The organism is Mycobacterium sp. IDR2000157661 (assembly GCF_022317005.1).
Classification (GTDB): Bacteria; Actinomycetota; Actinomycetes; order Mycobacteriales; family Mycobacteriaceae; genus Mycobacterium.
This window is the reverse complement of the sequence record NZ_CP081006.1, coordinates 2,434,474-2,451,903: the sequence shown is the minus strand read 5'-3', so window position 1 is coordinate 2,451,903 and position 17,430 is coordinate 2,434,474. Positions and strand designations below refer to the sequence as shown.

The following is a 17,430-nucleotide window of genomic DNA, read 5'->3' as shown; positions in this document are numbered from 1 at the left end:
ACTAGCGCCGCCACAGCCGCCGTCGTTCTCCCAGCACAGCTCCCTGCAGCCACCAGATCACCTCGACCGCCACCGCAGCGACAACCCCGATGGCCAGCGCCGTCATCGTGATCTTGACGTTCGAGATGTCGAGGATGAACAGTCGCCGCGCCGCCGGGATCGAGAAGATCACCACGTACGCCAGTCCGGAGACGACCACCAACGCGACCCGCCACCACTGGTACGGGCGCGCCACCACCGCCAGCACCCACACCGCACCCAGCAGCAGGGTGATCAGCGCAGCCGTCGACGCCTGGGTCTGCTCGGTCAGCGAGGCCGAGCGACCTTCGTAGGCGAGCAGATAGGAGATGAACGTCGCGACGCCGATGACGACCCCCGACGGCAGCGCCGCCGTCATCACCCGGCGGACGAACCCCGGATGCGCCCGCTCGCCGTTGGGCGCCAGCGACAGGATGAACGCCGGGATGCCGATGGTGAACCAGGCCGCGATCGTGACGTGGATGGGCTGGAACGGGAACAGAAGCGGGTCGGTCCCGAAGAACCGGGAGGCCAGCCCGGCGAGGCCGACCAGGACCGCTAGCAGCACCGAATACACGGTCTTGGTGAGAAACAGGTTGGAGACCCGCTCGATGTTGCCGATGACCCGGCGGCCCTCGGCGACCACATACGGCAGCGTCGCGAACTTGTTGTCGAGCAACACGATCTGTGCGACGGCCCGTGACGCCGAGCTGCCCGAACCCATGGCGACGCCGATGTCTGCATCCTTGAGCGCCAGTACGTCGTTGACGCCGTCGCCCGTCATCGCCACCGTGTGCCCGCGCGACTGCAAAGCGTGCACCATGGCCCGTTTCTGATCGGGACGCACCCGGCCGAACGTGGTGTGCGACTCGAGCGTTTCGGCCAGTTCACTGGTATCGGGTGGCAGCTTCCTGGCGTCCATGCACTCGCCGTGCAGGCCAAGCGAGCCCGCCACCGCGCTGACCGACACCGCGTTGTCGCCGGAGATGACCTTGATCGACACCTGTTGGGCGGCAAAGTAGTCGAGCGTCTCGCGGGCGTCGGGGCGGATGCGCTGCTCGAGCACCACCAACGCGGCGGGCGTGATACGGCCGGGGGCGTCGGGGTGGTCGACCGGCAGATCGCTGGCGGCCAGGAGAAGCACGCGCAGGCCGTGCGCGCCGATCTGCTCGGCCTGCTCGGCGACCGGCGACCCGGGCTCGCACAGCACGTCGGGCGCGCCGATGACCCAGTCGCCGTGCCCACCGTAGGACGCCCCACTCCATTTGGTGGCCGACTTGAACGGTGCGACGGCGGTGGCGGTCCAACCCGGCGGCATCTTGTACGCCTCGGCGATGGCCTGCATGCTCGCGTTCGGCCGTGCGTCGTCGGCCGCCAGTTGCGCCAGGATGTCGCCGACCGATGACTCGTCGAGCCGTTGCAGATCCGCGACGCGCATGCCGTTCTCGGTCAACGTGCCGGTCTTGTCGGCGCACACCACGTCGACGCGGGCGAGTCCCTCGATCGCCGGCAGTTCGTTGACCAGACATTGCCTGCGGCCCAATCGGATCACGCCAACAGCAAACGCGATGGACGTCATCAGAACCAGGCCCTCGGGCACCATCGGCACCAGAGCGCCGACCATCCGCAACACCGACTGCCGCCAACCCGCCTCGGTGGTGAACAGCTGGGTGTAGATGATCAGTATTCCCGCCGGGATGAGCAGGTAGGTGATGAACTGCAGGATCTTGTTGATGCCACTACGCAGTTCGGAGTTGACGAGGGTGAACTTGCTGGCCTCTTCGGCGAGCTTGGCGGCATAGGCTTCCCGGCCGACCTTGGTGGCCCGGTACGCGCCTGCGCCGGCCACGACGAAGCTGCCCGACATCACCTGATGGCCCGGATCCTTGGCGATCGGATCGGCCTCCCCGGTGAGCAGTGACTCGTCGACCTCGAGGTTGGACTCTTCGACGACCACGCCGTCGACGACGATCTGATCGCCCGGCCCCAGCTCGATGACGTCGTCGAGCACCACCTCGCCGGGAAGTACGGCCCTGGTCCCGGACTCCCTGCGCACCAACGGTTTCGCCTGCCCGACGATCGCGAGCTTGTCCAGCGTCTTCTTGGCCCGCAGCTCCTGGATGATGCCGATCGCACTGTTGGCGATGATCAGCAGACCGAACGCCCCGTTGATGACCGACCCGGTGGACAGCACGATGATCAGCAGGACGCCGAGGATCGCGTTGATGCGGGTGAAGACGTTGGCCCGCACGATCTCCGACACACTGCGCGCCGCTCTGGTCGGCACGTCGTTGGTCTTGCCTTCGGCGACGCGCTGGGCGACCTCGGCGTCGCTCAACCCCGCGGCACCGATCTCGCCGGCGATCGTCACTTGATGAACGTCCCCTTCTTGAACGTGTCGTAGTACTCCAGCGTGAGCTTGTCACCGTCGAACGTCGCCATGGAGATCGTTCCGGGAGGCGCGTTTTCGGCGACGAACTCGAAGGTGAAGGTATTGCCGTCCCAGTGGGTCAGCGGAACGTCCAGCTTCGATCCCAGCGCCAGTCGCAGCCGGCCGTCGCGCTCGGTGACCCGGGCCGGGCCCCAGTAGTCGTTGTCGTAGATGCCGACGTACGACGACAACGGTGCGGGCGGTGCGGCGTCGGCCGGCGGCTGCTTGCCCACCAGCGAGCCGACGGGCTTGTCCATCTCGGCGAAGATCGGACTGTAGATGCCCCACCAGTCCTCACGCACCTCTCCGAACTGGATGAGGTCGGCGAACTGCGCGGTGAGCGATTCGGCCACGCCTGTGGGGGTCGCGTTGGTCAGCGCGACGATCGCCACGTCCGCGGAAGGCAGGATCACGAAGTTCGTCCCGGAGCCCAGCTCGAATGCGCCCGAGTGGCTGATCTCCATGCGCGCCGCCGACGTCGCGGAGACGTTGAAGCCGAAACCGTAGAAGCCCGACCGCATGGCGGGTTTGCTCGCCCGGCTCGAGACGACCTGCGGCGTGAGCGCGGGCAGCAGCGACTCGGCGTCGACGATCTGCCTGCCCTCATGACCGCCGTCGGCCAGCACCATCCCCAGCCAGCGGGTCATGTCGTTGACCGACGAACTCGCTCCGCCCGCGGGAGCTTCGGGGTCGGCGTCGCGCACGTAGGACGGCTCGTAGCGCCCGTCGGCGTGGATGTGGCCGACGGCGCGATTGGGCCTGGCCTCGTAGTCGGTGAAGCGGTAACTCGTCGACCCCATGCCCAGTGGGCCGAACATCACCTCGTCGGCAAGCACCTCCCACGGCTTGCCCGCGTTGACCGCGACCGCTTCTGCGCCCGCGGTGAAGCCGAAATTCGTGTAGGCGTAGGAGATCCGGAACGGGTCCAGGGGCAGGTCGCGCAACCGCTCGAGCACCTGCCTGCGGTCGTAGCCGAGGTCCTCGAGCATGTCGCCCGCGTGGTCGGGAAGCCCTGAACGATGCGACATCATGTCGCCGACGCTGGCCATCGACGTGACGACCGGATCCGACAGCGCGAACCACGGCAGCTCCGAGACGATCGGGGTGTTCCACTCGATCGCATCCGCGCCGACCTGGTGTGCGACGACCGTCGACGCCAGCGACTTCGACACCGAGGCCAGCTGGAACACCGTGTCCGGGTCGACCCGGTTCTCCGGAGCCTCCCCCGCACCGACGTCCTTGACGCCGAAACCCTTGGCGTAAACCGTCTTTCCACCGTGCACGACGGCCACTGACATGCCGGGGATGCCCGACTTGGCCATCAGGTCCTCGGCCATGCCGTCGAGTTGCGCGACGGCGTCGGCCACCGCGTTCTCGGGCAGCGGCATCGCGGGCACCAGCGGCGGCGGCACGTTCGGCGGGGCATCGGCTACCGCCGACGGAGGGGGTGGCGCGGCGGACGGTTCGGCGGACTGCGAGCCACCGCATCCGGAGACCAGCAGCACTACTGCGAACGCGGCGCCGAGCGCGCGGTTGTTGTACACAAAACGCGAGTATGCCCGTAAAAACTGTGCGCTCGCGTCATTGCAGCTCTAGAACCGCCACCACGGGTCGGCCGGCGCGGGCGTTTGGCGTTCCACCCGTTGTCCCGGCTTGGGCACGGCGACGTGTACGCCGGCCGGGTCGGCGGCGCGCAGCAACCGCTCGACGGGTTCGGCCCACGGATGCGGGGCGAGGCGGAACGTGCCCCAGTGAATCGGCACCAGTAGTCCCGAGTCGGCCTCGGCGACGTCGAGATGTGCGCGCACCGCCTCCTCGGGGTTCATGTGGATGTCGGGCCACGCCGGGTGGTAGGCACCGATCGGCAGCAGGGTCAGGTCGAACGGGCCGTGCTCCTCACCGGTCTCGGCGAAGCTCTTGGTGTAGCCGGTGTCGCCCCCGAAGAAGGCACGGTGGCGGGGGCCCTTGATGGCCCACGACGCCCACAGCGTGGTGTTGCGCGTGAACAGCCGGCCCGAGAAGTGCCGCGCCGGGGTGCACACCAGCGTCAGGTCGCCGATGGTGTGGTCCTCGTACCAGTCGAGTTCGACGATCCGGCTCTCCGGGATTCCCCACTTGCGCAGGTGGGCGCCGATGCCCAGCGGCACGATGAACGGCGATCGCTGCGTCTTGGCCAGGCCGACGATCGTGTCGATGTCGAGGTGGTCGTAGTGGTCGTGGCTGATCACCACCGCGTCGACCGCCGACAGCGCCTCGAGCGGCGTCGGAATCTCGTGCAGACGCTCCGGGCCCACCGTCTGCGACGGCGAGCAGCGCTTGCTCCACACCGGGTCGGCCAGCACGCGGTAGCCGTCGAGTTCGATCAGCGCCGACGAGTGCCCGAACCAGCAGGCCGACAGCTGCGTCGTGCCCGTTTCGGTCGGCTCGGGCTCGACCACCGGGATGGGACCGTTCGGTCGGGACGAGCCGCGCGAGCCGATCAGATCCCAGATGATCTCGCGCTGCTCCTCGCGGTCGATGCTCAGCGTCGTCGCGGGTTCGAGGTTGTGGAACGCGCCATCGCGGTAGTTCGGCGAGCGCCGCGCCACGTTTTCGATCTCGGCGGGCGTGGCGCCCAGCGCCGCGGGCGCGCCGTGGGCGGCGCGCAGCACCCACCCACCGGCCAGCAACGAAGCCGTTCCGAAACCGATGCGTACCGCGCCGCGGATCATCAGGCGCCCTTGAAGTTGGGTGGCCGCTTCTCGATGCGGGCCACCTGCGCCTCGATGATGTCCTGGCTCGACCACGCCCGGTCGAACAACTCCTGGTGTGCCGGCCACGGATCCTCGTACGCGCCGTCGTCGTTGAGTACCCGCTTGGCGTGCTGCAGCGCCAGCGGCGCGAAGCCGGCGATCTCGGCCGCCCACGCCTGCGCGTCGGCCAGTGTGCCGATGCGGTTGGCCATCCCGGTCTGCAGCGCGACGTCTGCGGTGAGCCGCTCGGCGGCCATCAGCATCCCCCGGGCCCGGCCCGCCCCGACCAGCGAGGTCAGCCGGCGGATGCTCCAGTTGTCCAGCGCGATGCCGTATTTGGCGACGGGGAACTGGAAGTACGCCTCCGGGGCGACGACCCGCAGGTCGCAGATCATCGACAGGATGACCCCTGCCCCGATAGCCGGTCCGTTGATCGCGCCGATGACCGGCACCGGCGCCTTGTCGATGGCGAAGTTCAGCGCTTTGGCCTTGTCCGGCAACTCGTCGGCGACGCCCTGGCCCCCGGACAGGTCGGCGCCGGAGCTGAACACATGCCCCTGCCCGGTCAGCACGATCGCCCGGACGTCCTCCGACGCCGCCTTCTCGATCGCCTCGCGCAGCCCGTCGACGAGTTCGACGTTGAGCGCATTGCGACGTTCGGCGCGCTGCATCTCCAAGGTCATCACGGCGCCGTCACGGCTAACACCAATCACACGGCCAGCCTATATAGCCTGCAGTGGTGAGTCGGACCGGTGCCCGTGGCCTGCGCGACGCCGTGCTCGACAGCGGCTCGTTCCGCAGCTGGGACGGCCCGCCGCTCGATATCGGCGCCGACGCGGAGTACCGGCGGGAATTGGCGGAGGCGACCGCCAGGACCGGCCTCGACGAGTCGGTGCTGACCGGTGAGGGCACCGTGTTCGGCCGCCGCGTCGCGCTGGTGCTGTGCGAGTTCGACTTCCTGGCCGGCTCGATCGGGGTGGCCGCCGCCGAGCGGATCACCGCGGCCGTGCGGCGGGCCACCGCCGAGCGGCTTCCCCTGCTGGCGTCGCCGAGCTCCGGAGGCACTCGCATGCAGGAGGGCACCGTCGCGTTCCTGCAGATGGTCAAGATCGCCGCAGCCGTCGAACTGCACAAGCGCGCACATCTGCCCTACCTGGTCTATCTGCGCCATCCGACCACGGGCGGGGTGTTCGCGTCGTGGGGATCGCTGGGCCACGTCACCGCCGCGGAGCCAGGCGCGCTGGTCGGCTTTCTCGGCCCGCGGGTGTACGAGCACCTCTACGGCGAGCCGTTCCCGGCCGGCATCCAGACCGCCGAGAACCTGCAGCGGCACGGCGTCATCGACGGGGTGGTGCCGCCCGAGGTGCTGCGCTCGATGCTGGACCGCGCGCTGAAGGTGGTCGCGGACCCGCCGGGGGCGCCGCCGACCATGCCGTCCACCGAGCCGTTGCCCGACGTCCCCGCTTGGGAGTCGGTCGAGGCGTCGCGGCGGCCGGACCGCCCCGGCGTCGGCTACCTGCTGCGGCACGGCACCACCGAACGGGTGCTGCTGTCCGGGACCGGACAGGGTGAGGCGGCGACGACGTTGTTGGCGCTGGCGCGGTTCGGCGGGCAGCCCGCGGTGGTGCTGGGTCAGCAGCGGGTCGTCGGCGGGATGGTCGGGCCCGCTGCGCTGCGTGAGGCGCGGCGCGGTATGGCGTTGGCCGAGGGACTGCGCCTGCCGCTGGTGTCGATCATCGACACCGCAGGCCCGGCGTTGACCGTCGAGGCCGAGGAGGGCGGATTGGCCGGCGAGATCGCCAACTGCCTGGCCGAACTCGTCACCCTGGAGACGCCCACGGTGTCGGTGCTGCTGGGACAGGGCAGTGGCGGGCCCGCGCTGGCGATGGTGCCCGCCGACCGGGTGCTGGCCGCGCTGCACGGCTGGCTGGCCCCGCTGCCGCCCGAGGGGGCCAGCGCGATCGTGTTCCGCGACACCGACCACGCCCCGGAACTGGCGGCCGCGCAGGGCATCCGGTCGGCGGACCTGCTGCGCGCCGGCATCGTCGACGCGATCGTTGCCGAGCGGTCCGACGCGGCCGACGAGCCGCTGCAGTTCACCCACCGGCTGTCGGCGACCATCGCCAACGAACTGCACGCGCTGCGGTCGGTGGCTGACGACGCACGGCTGGCGACGCGGCTCGAGCGGTATCGGCGGATCGGCTTGTGAGGTTTCAGCCGCCCATCTCGGAGACGGGTTGATGCAGCCGGTAGCTATGCCCGCTGACCGACCGGTCTATGCGACCGCCAACGCGGTGAGCATCGCCACGCACGTGACGACGTCGAGCGGCAGCCGCAACAGGCTGCGGCGGGTCCAGCGTGCCGCCGCGGTCTCGTCGACCGCCGCCGGGTCGGTCTTCTCGAAGCTCACCGCCTTGGGCACCAGATCGATCAGCGACCAGACCCGCATCACCGCGTGACTGGCCAGCGCGACGAGCAGGGGCAGGCGCAGGTCGGCGTCGCTCCACGCCGCGACCAGCGCGAGAACCACCAGCACCTCGAACGCGGTGTGCGCCGGAATCCAGAAGCGGCGCCGTGACACGCCGCCGATCTGGGGTTGGATGATCCCGGGCCGCTTGGGCCAGGCCGGGTCGACGACGACGGTCTCGTAGAGTCCACCGCCGAGCAGGACGCAGGCGGTGAGCGTGGCGGCGGCGATCAGGGTGAGCGTCGGGGTCCACATCACCACCGATTATCGCCGGGCGCCAGCGGCGAGAGCGGGCCCACGGTACCCATCGTGGCGCGCACAGGGGTCTGGCAGGATCGGCCGGTGGCCCCGATCCGTCCGTTTCGCATCGCCGTGAGCGACGCCGATCTCGATGATCTGCGCGAGCGGCTGCGCCGTACCCGCTGGCCGGAGGGCGAATGCGTCGACGACTGGAGCCAGGGCGTCCCGCTGGTCTACACCCGCGAACTGGCCGGCTACTGGGCCGAGACGTACGACTGGCGGGCGCGCGAGGAGGCGCTGAACCGCTTCGACCAGTACACCACCGAGATCGACGACCTCGACATCCATTTCATCCACCAGCGCTCGGGGCACGGCGACGCCTTCCCGCTGCTCATCACGCATGGCTGGCCGGGCTCGGTCGTCGAGTTCGCGAAGGTGATCGGGCCCCTCACCGAGCGCGGGTTCGATGTGGTGTGCCCGTCGCTGCCGGGTTACGGCTTCTCGGCCAAGCCGACCAGCACCGGCTGGGGTGTCGAGCGGATCGCGGCCGCGTGGGAGACGCTGATGGGCCGGCTTGGTTATGAGCGCTACGGCGCGCAAGGGGGCGACTGGGGCGCCGCGGTCACCACGCAGATCGGCCGCAATGCCGCCGAAACCAGCGGCTGCGTCGCCATCCACCTCAACATGCCGATGGGCCGGCCACCGAAGGGCAGCACCTCGTTCAGCCCGGAAGAATTGGAAGCAATCGAGCGCCTGGATTACTACCAGAAGTGGGACAACGCGTACGCCAAGGTGCAGAGCACGCGGCCGCAGACGGTGGGCTATGGATTGGTGGACTCCCCGGTCGCGCAACTGGCGTGGGTCATCGAGAAGTTCTGGTCCTGGACGGACTGTGACGGTCACCCGGAGAACGTGCTGAGCCGCGACGAATTGCTCGACAACGTGACGGTTTACTGGCTGACCGCCTCGGGCGCCTCCTCGGCGCGGTTGTACTGGGAGAGCTTCGGCTCGTTCGGCCGCGGCGAACCGGTGCGGCTGCCGACGGGGGTGGCGTCGTTCCCCAAGGAGATCCTGCGCGCACCGCGCAACTGGTGCGAAGACGCCTACCACATCACGCACTGGACGCCGATGCCGCGCGGCGGACACTTCGCGGCATTCGAGCAGCCGGACCTGTTCGTCGAGGACGTCTCGGCCTTCTTCGCTACGGTGCGATAGATGAGCACACTCGAAGCCGACTATCTGGTCATCGGCGCGGGCGCGATGGGCTTGGCGTTCACCGACACGCTGGTCAGCGAATCGGATGCCCGCGTCGTGATCGTCGACCGCCACGATCAGCCGGGCGGGCACTGGACGACGGCGTACCCCTTCGTGCGGCTGCACCAGCCGTCGGCGTACTACGGCGTGAACTCGCGGGCACTGGGCAGCGACACCATCGACCAGTTCGGCTACAACTCGGGCTTCTTCGAGCTGGCCAGCGGCGCCGAGGTGTGCGCCTACTTCGACGCCGTGATGCGGCAGCATCTGCTGCCGACGGGCCGGGTCACCTACCTGCCGATGAGCGAGTACCTCGGTGCGGGCCGGGTGCGCACCTTCAGCGGTGACGACTACGAGGTGTCGGCGCGCCGGGTCGTCACCAGCCACGTCGAGATCGTGGTGCCTTCGATGCGCAGGCCGTCGTACCGCGTTTCCCCCGGTGTCCACTGCGTGCCGCCCAACGACCTGCCCCGCTTCCGCGACGGGCGGGACCGCTACGTCATCGTCGGCGCCGGGAAGACCGCGATGGACGCGTGCCTGTGGTTGCTGCGCCACGGTGTCGATCCGGCCCGGTTGACGTGGATCAAGCCGCGCGAATCCTGGGTGCTGGACCGCGCGGCGATCCAGCCGGGCCGCAAGTTCGCAGGCGCGGTGCTGGGTGACTTCGCCAACCAGATGGCCGCCGTGCACGAGGCGTCGTCGCTTCCCGACCTGTTCGAGCGGCTGGAGGCCAAGGGCTGCCTGATGCGCATCGATTTGTCGGTCGAGCCGACGATGTACCGGTGCGCGATCCTGTCGCAGGCCGAGCTCGAGCAGTTGCGGCGCATCGAGGACGTCGTGCGGATGGGTCATGTGACGGCACTGGAGCCGGGACGCATCACGCTCGAGGACGGAGTGCGCGACATCGGCGGGTCGGTGCTCTACATCGACTGCAGCGCAGACGGTTTAGCGCATCGCGAGCCGACACCCGTGTTCGACGGCGACCACATCTCGCTGCAGACCGTACGCACGTGCCAGCCGGCGTTCAGCGCGTCGGTCATCGCCCACGTCGAAGCGACCTACGCCGACGACGAGACCCGCAACGCGTACTGCGGGCCGGTGCCCTATCCCCGCGAGCCCATCGACTGGCTGCGGATGATGTACGCGTTCAACAACAACCAGCTCAAGTGGTTCTCCGACCCGGACATGATGGCGTGGACCGACGCTGCGCGCCTCAACGTGCTGCACCATGTGTCGGCCGCGGTCAGTGAACGGGCCCGCGAGCGGATCATCTCGATGCTGACCTCGCAGCTGCCGGTGATCAACGACAAACTGGAATCGCTGCTGGCCGAAGCTCCTCAGGTGAGAGCCACACTCTAAGTCGCGTAGGGATCGGCGTTGTCGACGACGGTGACCTCCTCGCCGGTCGCCGCGTCCGCGGGCAGCAGCGGCGGAATGGCGTAGGTCCACCGCAGTTCCTCGAGGTCGCGCCCGGCGACGGCGAAGAAGTCCCAATCCGGTGCCAGCACGTCGGTTTCGGTGGCCGCGCCCCGCTGCCACGCGATGAGGAACTTCGCCGGATCCAGCGCGCCCTGCTGCCTGCCGATCCCGTTGACCTCATGGCCCACGTGCCACTCGAAGATGACCGGCAGGATGTGGGCCCGCAGCGCGTCGCGGCGGTGCATCGCGCCGGTGAACGTGCTGACCAGCAGTTCACCCTGGATCGAGGTGCTGTATCCGGTAAGCACATGCAAGCCGTCGTGAGGGACGGCGAAAAAGCCGGTGAAGGCCTGCTTTTCGCCGGGGAAGGCGAACCCGTGCCTGCGAAAGTGGGCCCAGAACTGGTGGCCGTAGGTGTTCTTCGGCAGGTGCTCGAGCGCCAGGAAGCGCTCCGCCAGTCGCTTGTCCTCGTCGGTCTGGGTCTCATAAGGCTGCATCGGCTTGAGCGTGTCGTCGGGGTTGGCCCAGCCCGGGAACGTCGAGATGTTGCGCCTGGTCATATCGGCCATCGCCCATGCGAGGTGACCTCGGGCGACCTGCAGCAGCTCGCGCACCCAGCCGTCACGCACGTGCATGGCGTGCGCATACTCGACGACGCGGCGCAGCCGGGCCGGGTCGATCTCGCCGTCGGCCAGCGACGCGCACGCGATCAGGGCCGCGGCATGCTCGGCCAGCTCGGTGTCGGCGCCGACCGCGCGGGCCAGTTCCTGCGGGTCGGTCCGGGGCAGGTCTGCGGGTGTGACGTCGACCGGCGGGGTGAACAGCAGCCGGCCCGCCGCCACCACCACGCCGTCGCCGCGACCCGACCGCGGGTCCGTCGTGACGGGGACCCGTTGCACGACGTCGTGCGCGGCCGCCAGGATCGCGTAAGCCTGGCTCTCGGTGGCACTTTCGAGCATCACCATTGTTACCACGCACGCGGCGCGCGCGCCCGGGCTTACGCCAGCGACTCCACCCACGCCCGGTGCAGCGCCGCGTAGCGGCCGTCGTCGCGGGCGATGAGGTTCTCGGGCGGGCCGTCCTCCACGATCCGGCCGTGCTCGAGCACCAGCACCCGGTCGGCGATCTGCACGGTGGAGAGCCGGTGGGCGATGACCAGCGCGGTGCGGTCGGCCAGCACCGTCTCCAGGGCCCGCTGCACCATCCGCTCGCTGGGGATGTCCAGCGAGGACGTCGCCTCGTCGAGGATCAGCACGGCCGGGTCGGCGAGGAAGGCGCGTGCGAACGCGACCAGTTGCCGTTGCCCGGCCGACAGGCGGCCGCCACGCTTGGCGACGTCGGTGTCGTAGCCGTCGGGCAGGGCGTCGATGAACCGGTCGGCGCCCACGGCCGCGGCGGCCTCCACCACTTCGGCGTCGGTGGCCGTGGGCCTGCCGAACCGGATGTTGTCGGCGATGGAACCGTCGAACATGAAGTTCTCCTGGGTCACCATCACCACGTGGCGGCGCAGTTCGGACTGTGAGAGGTCGCGCAGGTCGACACCGTCCAGGGTCACCGCACCTGCGGTGGGATCGTAGAACCGGGCGATCAGCTTGGCGATGGTCGTCTTGCCGGCCCCGGTGGTGCCGACGAGCGCGACCGTCTGACCCGCGGGCACCCGCAGCGTCAGCCCGGGCAGCACCGGCCTGCCGGGCACGTACTCGAAGCGCACATCGCCGAAGTTGATCTCGCCGCGCATAGCGGTCAGCGCTCGCGGGCTCGGCGGATCCTTGATGCCGGGGCGTTGGGCGAGTACGCCGGCCAGCTTCTCCAGCGCCGAAGCCGCAGACTGGAAGGTGTTGAAGAACTGCGAGATCTCCTGCATCGGCTCGAAGAACATCCGCAGATACAGCAGGAACGCCGTCAGCGTGCCGATCGTCATCTCGCCGTTGAGGACCCGGTAACCGCCGTAGAGCAGCACGACGCCGGTGGTGATGTTGCCGACCAGCTTGACGCCGGGCATGAAGACGGCGAGCAACCGGAAGGTGCGCTCGTTGTCCATCTTGTACCGATCGGCGACGCCCTCGAAGATCTCCTGATTGCGCGGCTCGCGGCGGTACGCCTGCACGGCCTTGATGCCGGTCATCGTCTCGACGAACTGGACGATCACCAACGCTGCGCTCTCGCGCACGCGACGGTAGGTCTTCGCCGACTCGTTGCGGAACCACCACACCAGCGCCACCAGCACCGGGAACGCCACCAGGCACATCAAGCCCAGCCGCCAGTCGAGCGTGATCAGTAGGACCGCGGTTCCGAACAGCGTCAGCACCCCGGTGATCAGGCTGTCGAAGCCGGTCTCCAGCATGTCCTGGATCGCTTCGACGTCGTTGGTCGACCGGCTCACCACCCGCCCGGAGGTGTAGCGCTCGTGGAACGCGATGTCGAGCCGCTGGAAGTGCCGAAACACCCTGCGGCGCAGTTCCCGCAGCACCTTCTGCCCGATGCGGCCGGACCGGCGCAGGAAGAACATCCGCCCGACGGCCTGCACCAGCACCACGCCGCCCAGCGCGGCGACGATCATCAGCAGCGTGCGCGTCGAGCCACCGTCGACGATCGGCGGGATGCCGCGGTCGATCCCACGCTGCACCAGGATCGGGACCGACAGCCGCGCCGCGTTCTCCACCACGACGACGAATGCGAGCATCGCGACCGACGTGCGGTAGGGCCGCAGCAGCGAGCCCAGCAGCGCTCTCGCCTCCCGACGCCTGTCCAGGTTCTCGTCGATCGGCAGGTCGTCGTCCTGCCTCTCGTCGAGCTTGCCCCGCCACTCGCTGGTGGCCGGCGTCGTCGTCATCGGCGCTCGACCTCCGACGGAACGAACTCGCGGGGCTCGGCGGCCTCGTCCGCGGCGTCGCGCTCCTCGACCAGCCGATCGAGGCGGGCGCGTTCGTCGTCGTCCTCCCAGGCGCAGGAGCGTTCGGCGCCGTCGTCGAGCATCCCGAACTCGCTGTCGGCGGCCAGCAGGTAGCGGTACTGCGGCACGCCGGCCAGCAACTCGGCGTGGGTGCCGAGGTGGGTGATGGTGCCCGCGCCGTCCACCTCGTCCAGCAGTGCGACCTTGTCGGCGAGCAGGACCGTCGAAGCACGATGCGCGACAACAATTCCCGTGACGGAGTGGAGCACGCGGCGGAGCGCCTCCTCGACGACGGCCTCGGTGTGCACGTCGAGCGCCGACAGTGTGTCGTCGAGCACCAGGATCCTCGGGGCGGCCAGGATCGCGCGGGCCAACGAGAGGCGCTGGCGCTGCCCGCCCGACAGGCTCATGCCCTGTTCACCGATCCGGGTGTCGAGACCGAACGGCAGGTCGTAGACGAACTGCGCGGCGGCGACCTCGACCGCCTCCGCCAGCTGGTCGTCCGTCGCATCGGGGCGGCCCAGCCGCAGGTTCTCCGCCACCGACATCGAGAACAGCGTCGGGTCCTCGAACGCGGTCGCCACCGCCTGCCGAAGCGCGGGCAGCGACAGCTCGCGGATGTCGCGGCCGTCGATGCAGATCGCGCCCTCGGTGACGTCGTAGAGGCGCGACAGCAGGGCCGCCAACACCGACTTGCCCGACCCGGTCGACCCCACCAGCGCCAGCGTCTCCCCCGGTTCGACGGTGACGGTGACGTGGCGCAATGCCCAGGTATCCGAGTCGGGGAAGCGGAATCCGACGTCGATGAGTTCCAGTCGCCCCCCGCCGGGTACTTCGTCGCGCGGACCGTCGGTGATCTCGCGCGGCGCATCGAAGATCTCGGCGATCCGGTTGGCGGCGGTGAACGACTCCTGCGTCATCGACAGCAGGAAGCCCAACGACGCGATCGGCCACACCAGGGACAGCATCATCGTGATGAACGCGACGAGCGTGCCCAACGTGACGTGGCCCTGACCGGCTGCGTAGGCACCGAAGCCGAGCACCACGATCAGCGTCAGGTTCGGGATGATCTCCAGCAGCGTCCAGAACTTCGCCGACACGGACACCCGATCCACCTGCGTGTCGTACAGGTTCGTCAGTTGTTCGTCGAACCGCTCGTAGACGTAGTCCTCCCGGCCGAAGGACTTGACGACGCGCACCCCGAGCGCCGACTCCTCGACGTGGGTGGCGACGTGCCCCGACTGGTCCTGGGCGAGCCGCGACAGCCGGGTGTAGGACTGCTGGAAGTGCAGCACGGTCAGGGTGATCGGCACGATCGACATCATCACCACCACACCCAGCGGCCAGTACATCGCCAGCAGGATCGCCGTCACGACGGTGATCTGCAGGAAGTTCAGGACGAGGAACACCAGGCCGAACGACATGAACCGCCGAATGGTGCTCAGGTCGTTCATGATCCGCGACAGCAACTGGCCAGACTGCCAGCGGCCGTGGAACGACATCGGCAGGATCTGCAGCCTCGCGTAGAGGTCTTTGCGGATGTCGGCCTCAACGCCCATCGTGGCGCGGGACACCAGCCAGCGGCGGATGAACCACAGCACCGCCTCGGTGATGCCGACGCCCATGGCCGCGGCGCCGAGCAGCCACAAGCCCTGCTGATCCTGATTGCGCACCGGCCCGTCGATCACGGCCTTGGTCATCAGCGGGATCGAGACCGTCGCGGCAAGGCTGGCGATCGCGACCACGATCATCGAAATCCAGCGCACGCGGTACGGGAACAGGTACGGCAGCATCCGCCACAGATCCGAACTCGCGCGTTGGCGTCTGGGTGGCGGTGAGAATGCCGGCGCTGAGCGCAGGGCAGGTGCTACGCGGTCAACCACTTAGTAGATCTTAACTTTCAGCGCCGGAACTGTATTCCCGCCCGGAAGGGTGCTCATGCGGCCGTGCCGTCCTGAATTCCTCGCCGCCCGAACTGCGTCTCGTAGAGCTCGGCGTAACGGCCGCGCGCGGCGAGCAGTTCGAAGTGGGTGCCGCGTTCGACGATGCTGCCGTCCTCCACGACGAGGATGAGGTCGGCGGCCCGCACGGTCGACAGGCGGTGGGCGATGACCAGCGAGGTCCGGCCGGCCAGCGCCTCGGACAGCGCCTGCTGAACGGCGGCCTCGGACTCCGAGTCCAGCGAGGCGGTCGCCTCGTCCAGCACCACCGCCCGTGAGCGGCCAAGCAGGAGCCGCGCGATCGTCAGCCGCTGCCGCTGACCGCCGGACAGACGGTAGCCGCGCTCACCGACCACGGTGTCCAGGCCGTCGGGCATGTCGGCGACGACGTCGGCGAGCCGGGCCCGCTCGAGCGCCTCCCACAACTGCGCGTCGGTCGCCTCCGGCGCGGCCAGCTTGAGGTTCGCGCGGATCGACTCGTGGAACAGGTGCCCGTCCTGGGTCACGACGCCGACGGTGTCCTTCAGCGAGTCGAACGTGACGTCGCGGATGTCGACACCGTTGAGCCGCACCGCACCCGAATCCACGTCGTAGAGCCGGGCGACCAGCGAGGCGATCGTCGACTTGCCCGCGCCCGACGAACCGACCAGGGCCACCATCTGGCCGGGGCGCGCGGTGAACGAGATGCCGTGCAGCACCTCAACGCCGCCGCGGACATCGGTTTCGCTGAGCACCGCGACCTCCTCCAGCGAGGCGAGCGAGACCTTGTCCGCCGACGGATACGAGAAGCGCACCGCGTCGAACCGCACCGCCACCGGGCCCGCGGGCACCTCGACCGCGTCCGGCGCCTGCTCGATCAGCGGCCGCAGATCGAGGACCTCGAAGACGCGCTCGAAACTCACCAGCGCCGAGGCGATCTCCACATGGGCGTTGGCCAGCGCCGTCAACGGTGCGTACAGCCTGGTCAGCAGCAGTGCCAGCGACACGATCTCGCCGGCCTGCAGGTGCCCCCCGATGGCCAGGACGCCGCCCAGCCCGTACACCAGGGCCAGCGCCAGCGCCGACATCAGCGTCAGGGAGTTCATGAACACGGCCTGCAGCATCGAGGTCCTCACGCCGATGTCACGCACCCGGGCGGCGCGGACCTCGAATTCGCGCGACTCGGTCACGGGGCTGCCGAACAGCTTGACCAGCGTGGCGCCCGGTGCAGAGAACCGTTCGGTCATCTGAGTGTTCATCGTGGCGTTGTGAATGGCGGCCTCGCGCGACAGCCGCGCCATCGTCGCCCCGATCCGCCGCGCCGGCACGATGAACAGCGGCATCAGCACCAACGACAGCAACGTGATCTGCCAGGAGATCGACAGCATCACCACCAGCGTCAGGGTCAGCGTCACGACGTTGGAGACGACTCCGGACAGGGTGTCGGAGAATGCCCGCTGCGCGCCCAGCACGTCGTTGCCCAATCGGCTGACCAGGGCGCCGGTCCGGGTGCGGGTGAAGAATGCGACCGGCATCCGCTGCACATGGTCGAAGACCGCGGTGCGCAGATCCAGGATGAGGCCCTCGCCGATGTTGGACGACAGCCAGCGGGTCAGCAGCGAGGTGGCGGCCTCGGCGATCGCCACCACGGCGATGACGGCGGCCAGCCCGACGACGATGCCCGGCGTGCCGCCGCTGACTATCGCGTCCACCACCCGGCCCGCCAGCAGCGGCGTGGCCACGGCCAGCAATGCGCCGACGACGCTGACCGCCACGAACCAGCGCAACCTGCCGTGATGGCGCGCGGCGAAGCGCCAGATGCGGCGCAACAGCGCCCGGTTCAGCAGCGAGCGCAGATCGCCGCCGCGCGCATGCGACTGCCGGTACAGCGTCTGCCGTGCCACCGTTTCCATGCTCATGAAATCACCGTAAAACCTCAACAAATGATGAGGTCAACGGCTTCCCTGCCGCCGACCTGGTCTCGGGTGGATACCCGACCGGCCGCACAACTAGACGGCGGGTTCCCGCAGCCGCACCCTCACATCAGGCAATATTGC

12 protein-coding genes are annotated in these 17,430 nt (G+C 69.0%); 3 read left to right on the top strand and 9 right to left on the bottom strand.

Features of this window, described 5'->3' with window-relative positions:
- Nucleotide 1: 1 nt before the first annotated feature.
- The 4 genes from K3G64_RS13070 to K3G64_RS13055 are packed head-to-tail and all read right to left on the bottom strand — an operon-like array spanning nt 2 to nt 5,894.
- Nucleotides 2-2,383, bottom strand: coding sequence for a cation-translocating P-type ATPase (locus tag K3G64_RS13070; protein ID WP_238950636.1), 2,382 nt, complete (start codon nt 2,381-2,383; stop codon nt 2-4).
- A gap of 2 nt (nt 2,384-2,385) precedes the next feature.
- The gene (locus tag K3G64_RS13065) at nt 2,386-3,993 is read right to left on the bottom strand and encodes a serine hydrolase (protein WP_238950308.1); all 1,608 of its coding nucleotides are present in this window, start codon (nt 3,991-3,993) and stop codon (nt 2,386-2,388) included.
- Nucleotides 3,994-4,041: 48 nt separating this feature from the next.
- A complete protein-coding gene (locus tag K3G64_RS13060) occupies nt 4,042-5,160 on the bottom strand; it encodes an MBL fold metallo-hydrolase (RefSeq protein WP_238950307.1) in 1,119 nt (372 codons plus the stop codon).
- A complete protein-coding gene (locus K3G64_RS13055) occupies nt 5,160-5,894 on the bottom strand; it encodes an enoyl-CoA hydratase (protein WP_238950306.1) in 735 nt (244 codons plus the stop codon). The genes K3G64_RS13060 and K3G64_RS13055 overlap by 1 nt, the downstream gene beginning before the upstream one ends.
- Before the next feature lie 26 nt (nt 5,895-5,920).
- Between K3G64_RS13055 and K3G64_RS13050 the strand changes: the two genes are divergently transcribed.
- Nucleotides 5,921-7,390 (top strand): acetyl-coenzyme A carboxylase carboxyl transferase subunits beta/alpha, encoded by a 1,470-nt coding sequence (locus K3G64_RS13050; RefSeq protein WP_238950305.1) that lies wholly within the window; start codon nt 5,921-5,923, stop codon nt 7,388-7,390.
- Nucleotides 7,391-7,456: 66 nt separating this feature from the next.
- Here the strand turns inward: K3G64_RS13050 and K3G64_RS13045 are convergent, their stop codons facing one another.
- A complete protein-coding gene (locus K3G64_RS13045; protein WP_238950304.1) occupies nt 7,457-7,903 on the bottom strand; it encodes a hypothetical protein in 447 nt (148 codons plus the stop codon).
- A gap of 87 nt (nt 7,904-7,990) precedes the next feature.
- Between K3G64_RS13045 and K3G64_RS13040 the strand changes: the two genes are divergently transcribed.
- A complete protein-coding gene (locus tag K3G64_RS13040) occupies nt 7,991-9,103 on the top strand; it encodes an epoxide hydrolase family protein (protein WP_238950635.1) in 1,113 nt (370 codons plus the stop codon).
- Nucleotides 9,104-10,501: an NAD(P)-binding protein gene (locus K3G64_RS13035; RefSeq protein WP_238950302.1), complete on the top strand. Its 1,398-nt coding sequence runs from the start codon at nt 9,104-9,106 to the stop codon at nt 10,499-10,501.
- Here the strand turns inward: K3G64_RS13035 and K3G64_RS13030 are convergent.
- The 4 genes from K3G64_RS13030 to K3G64_RS13015 are packed head-to-tail and all read right to left on the bottom strand — an operon-like array spanning nt 10,498 to nt 17,292.
- On the bottom strand, nt 10,498-11,526 hold the full coding sequence (locus tag K3G64_RS13030; protein ID WP_238950300.1) for a hypothetical protein: 1,029 nt from the start codon (nt 11,524-11,526) through the stop codon (nt 10,498-10,500). The genes K3G64_RS13035 and K3G64_RS13030 overlap by 4 nt on opposite strands.
- A 32-nt stretch (nt 11,527-11,558) precedes the next feature.
- Complete coding sequence (locus K3G64_RS13025; protein ID WP_238950298.1) at nt 11,559-13,394, bottom strand: ABC transporter ATP-binding protein; 1,836 nt, start codon at nt 13,392-13,394, stop codon at nt 11,559-11,561.
- Nucleotides 13,391-15,337, bottom strand: coding sequence for an ABC transporter ATP-binding protein (locus K3G64_RS13020; protein ID WP_238950297.1), 1,947 nt, complete (start codon nt 15,335-15,337; stop codon nt 13,391-13,393). The genes K3G64_RS13025 and K3G64_RS13020 overlap by 4 nt, the downstream gene beginning before the upstream one ends.
- A gap of 53 nt (nt 15,338-15,390) precedes the next feature.
- The gene (locus K3G64_RS13015; RefSeq protein WP_238950296.1) at nt 15,391-17,292 is read right to left on the bottom strand and encodes an ABC transporter ATP-binding protein; all 1,902 of its coding nucleotides are present in this window, start codon (nt 17,290-17,292) and stop codon (nt 15,391-15,393) included.
- Nucleotides 17,293-17,430: the final 138 nt, after the last annotated feature.

Bases quoted from the DNA above. Each gene is read 5' to 3' on its own strand.
- K3G64_RS13060 (WP_238950307.1), bottom strand. From the start codon at position 5,160: ATGATCCGCGGCGCGGTACGCATCGGTTTCGGAACGGCTTCGTTGCTG.
- K3G64_RS13045 (WP_238950304.1), bottom strand. From the start codon at position 7,903: ATGTGGACCCCGACGCTCACCCTGATCGCCGCCGCCACGCTCACCGCC.
- K3G64_RS13035 (WP_238950302.1), top strand. From the start codon at position 9,104: ATGAGCACACTCGAAGCCGACTATCTGGTCATCGGCGCGGGCGCGATG.
- K3G64_RS13030 (WP_238950300.1), bottom strand. From the start codon at position 11,526: ATGGTGATGCTCGAAAGTGCCACCGAGAGCCAGGCTTACGCGATCCTG.
- K3G64_RS13025 (WP_238950298.1), bottom strand. From the start codon at position 13,394: ATGACGACGACGCCGGCCACCAGCGAGTGGCGGGGCAAGCTCGACGAG.
- K3G64_RS13015 (WP_238950296.1), bottom strand. From the start codon at position 17,292: ATGAGCATGGAAACGGTGGCACGGCAGACGCTGTACCGGCAGTCGCAT.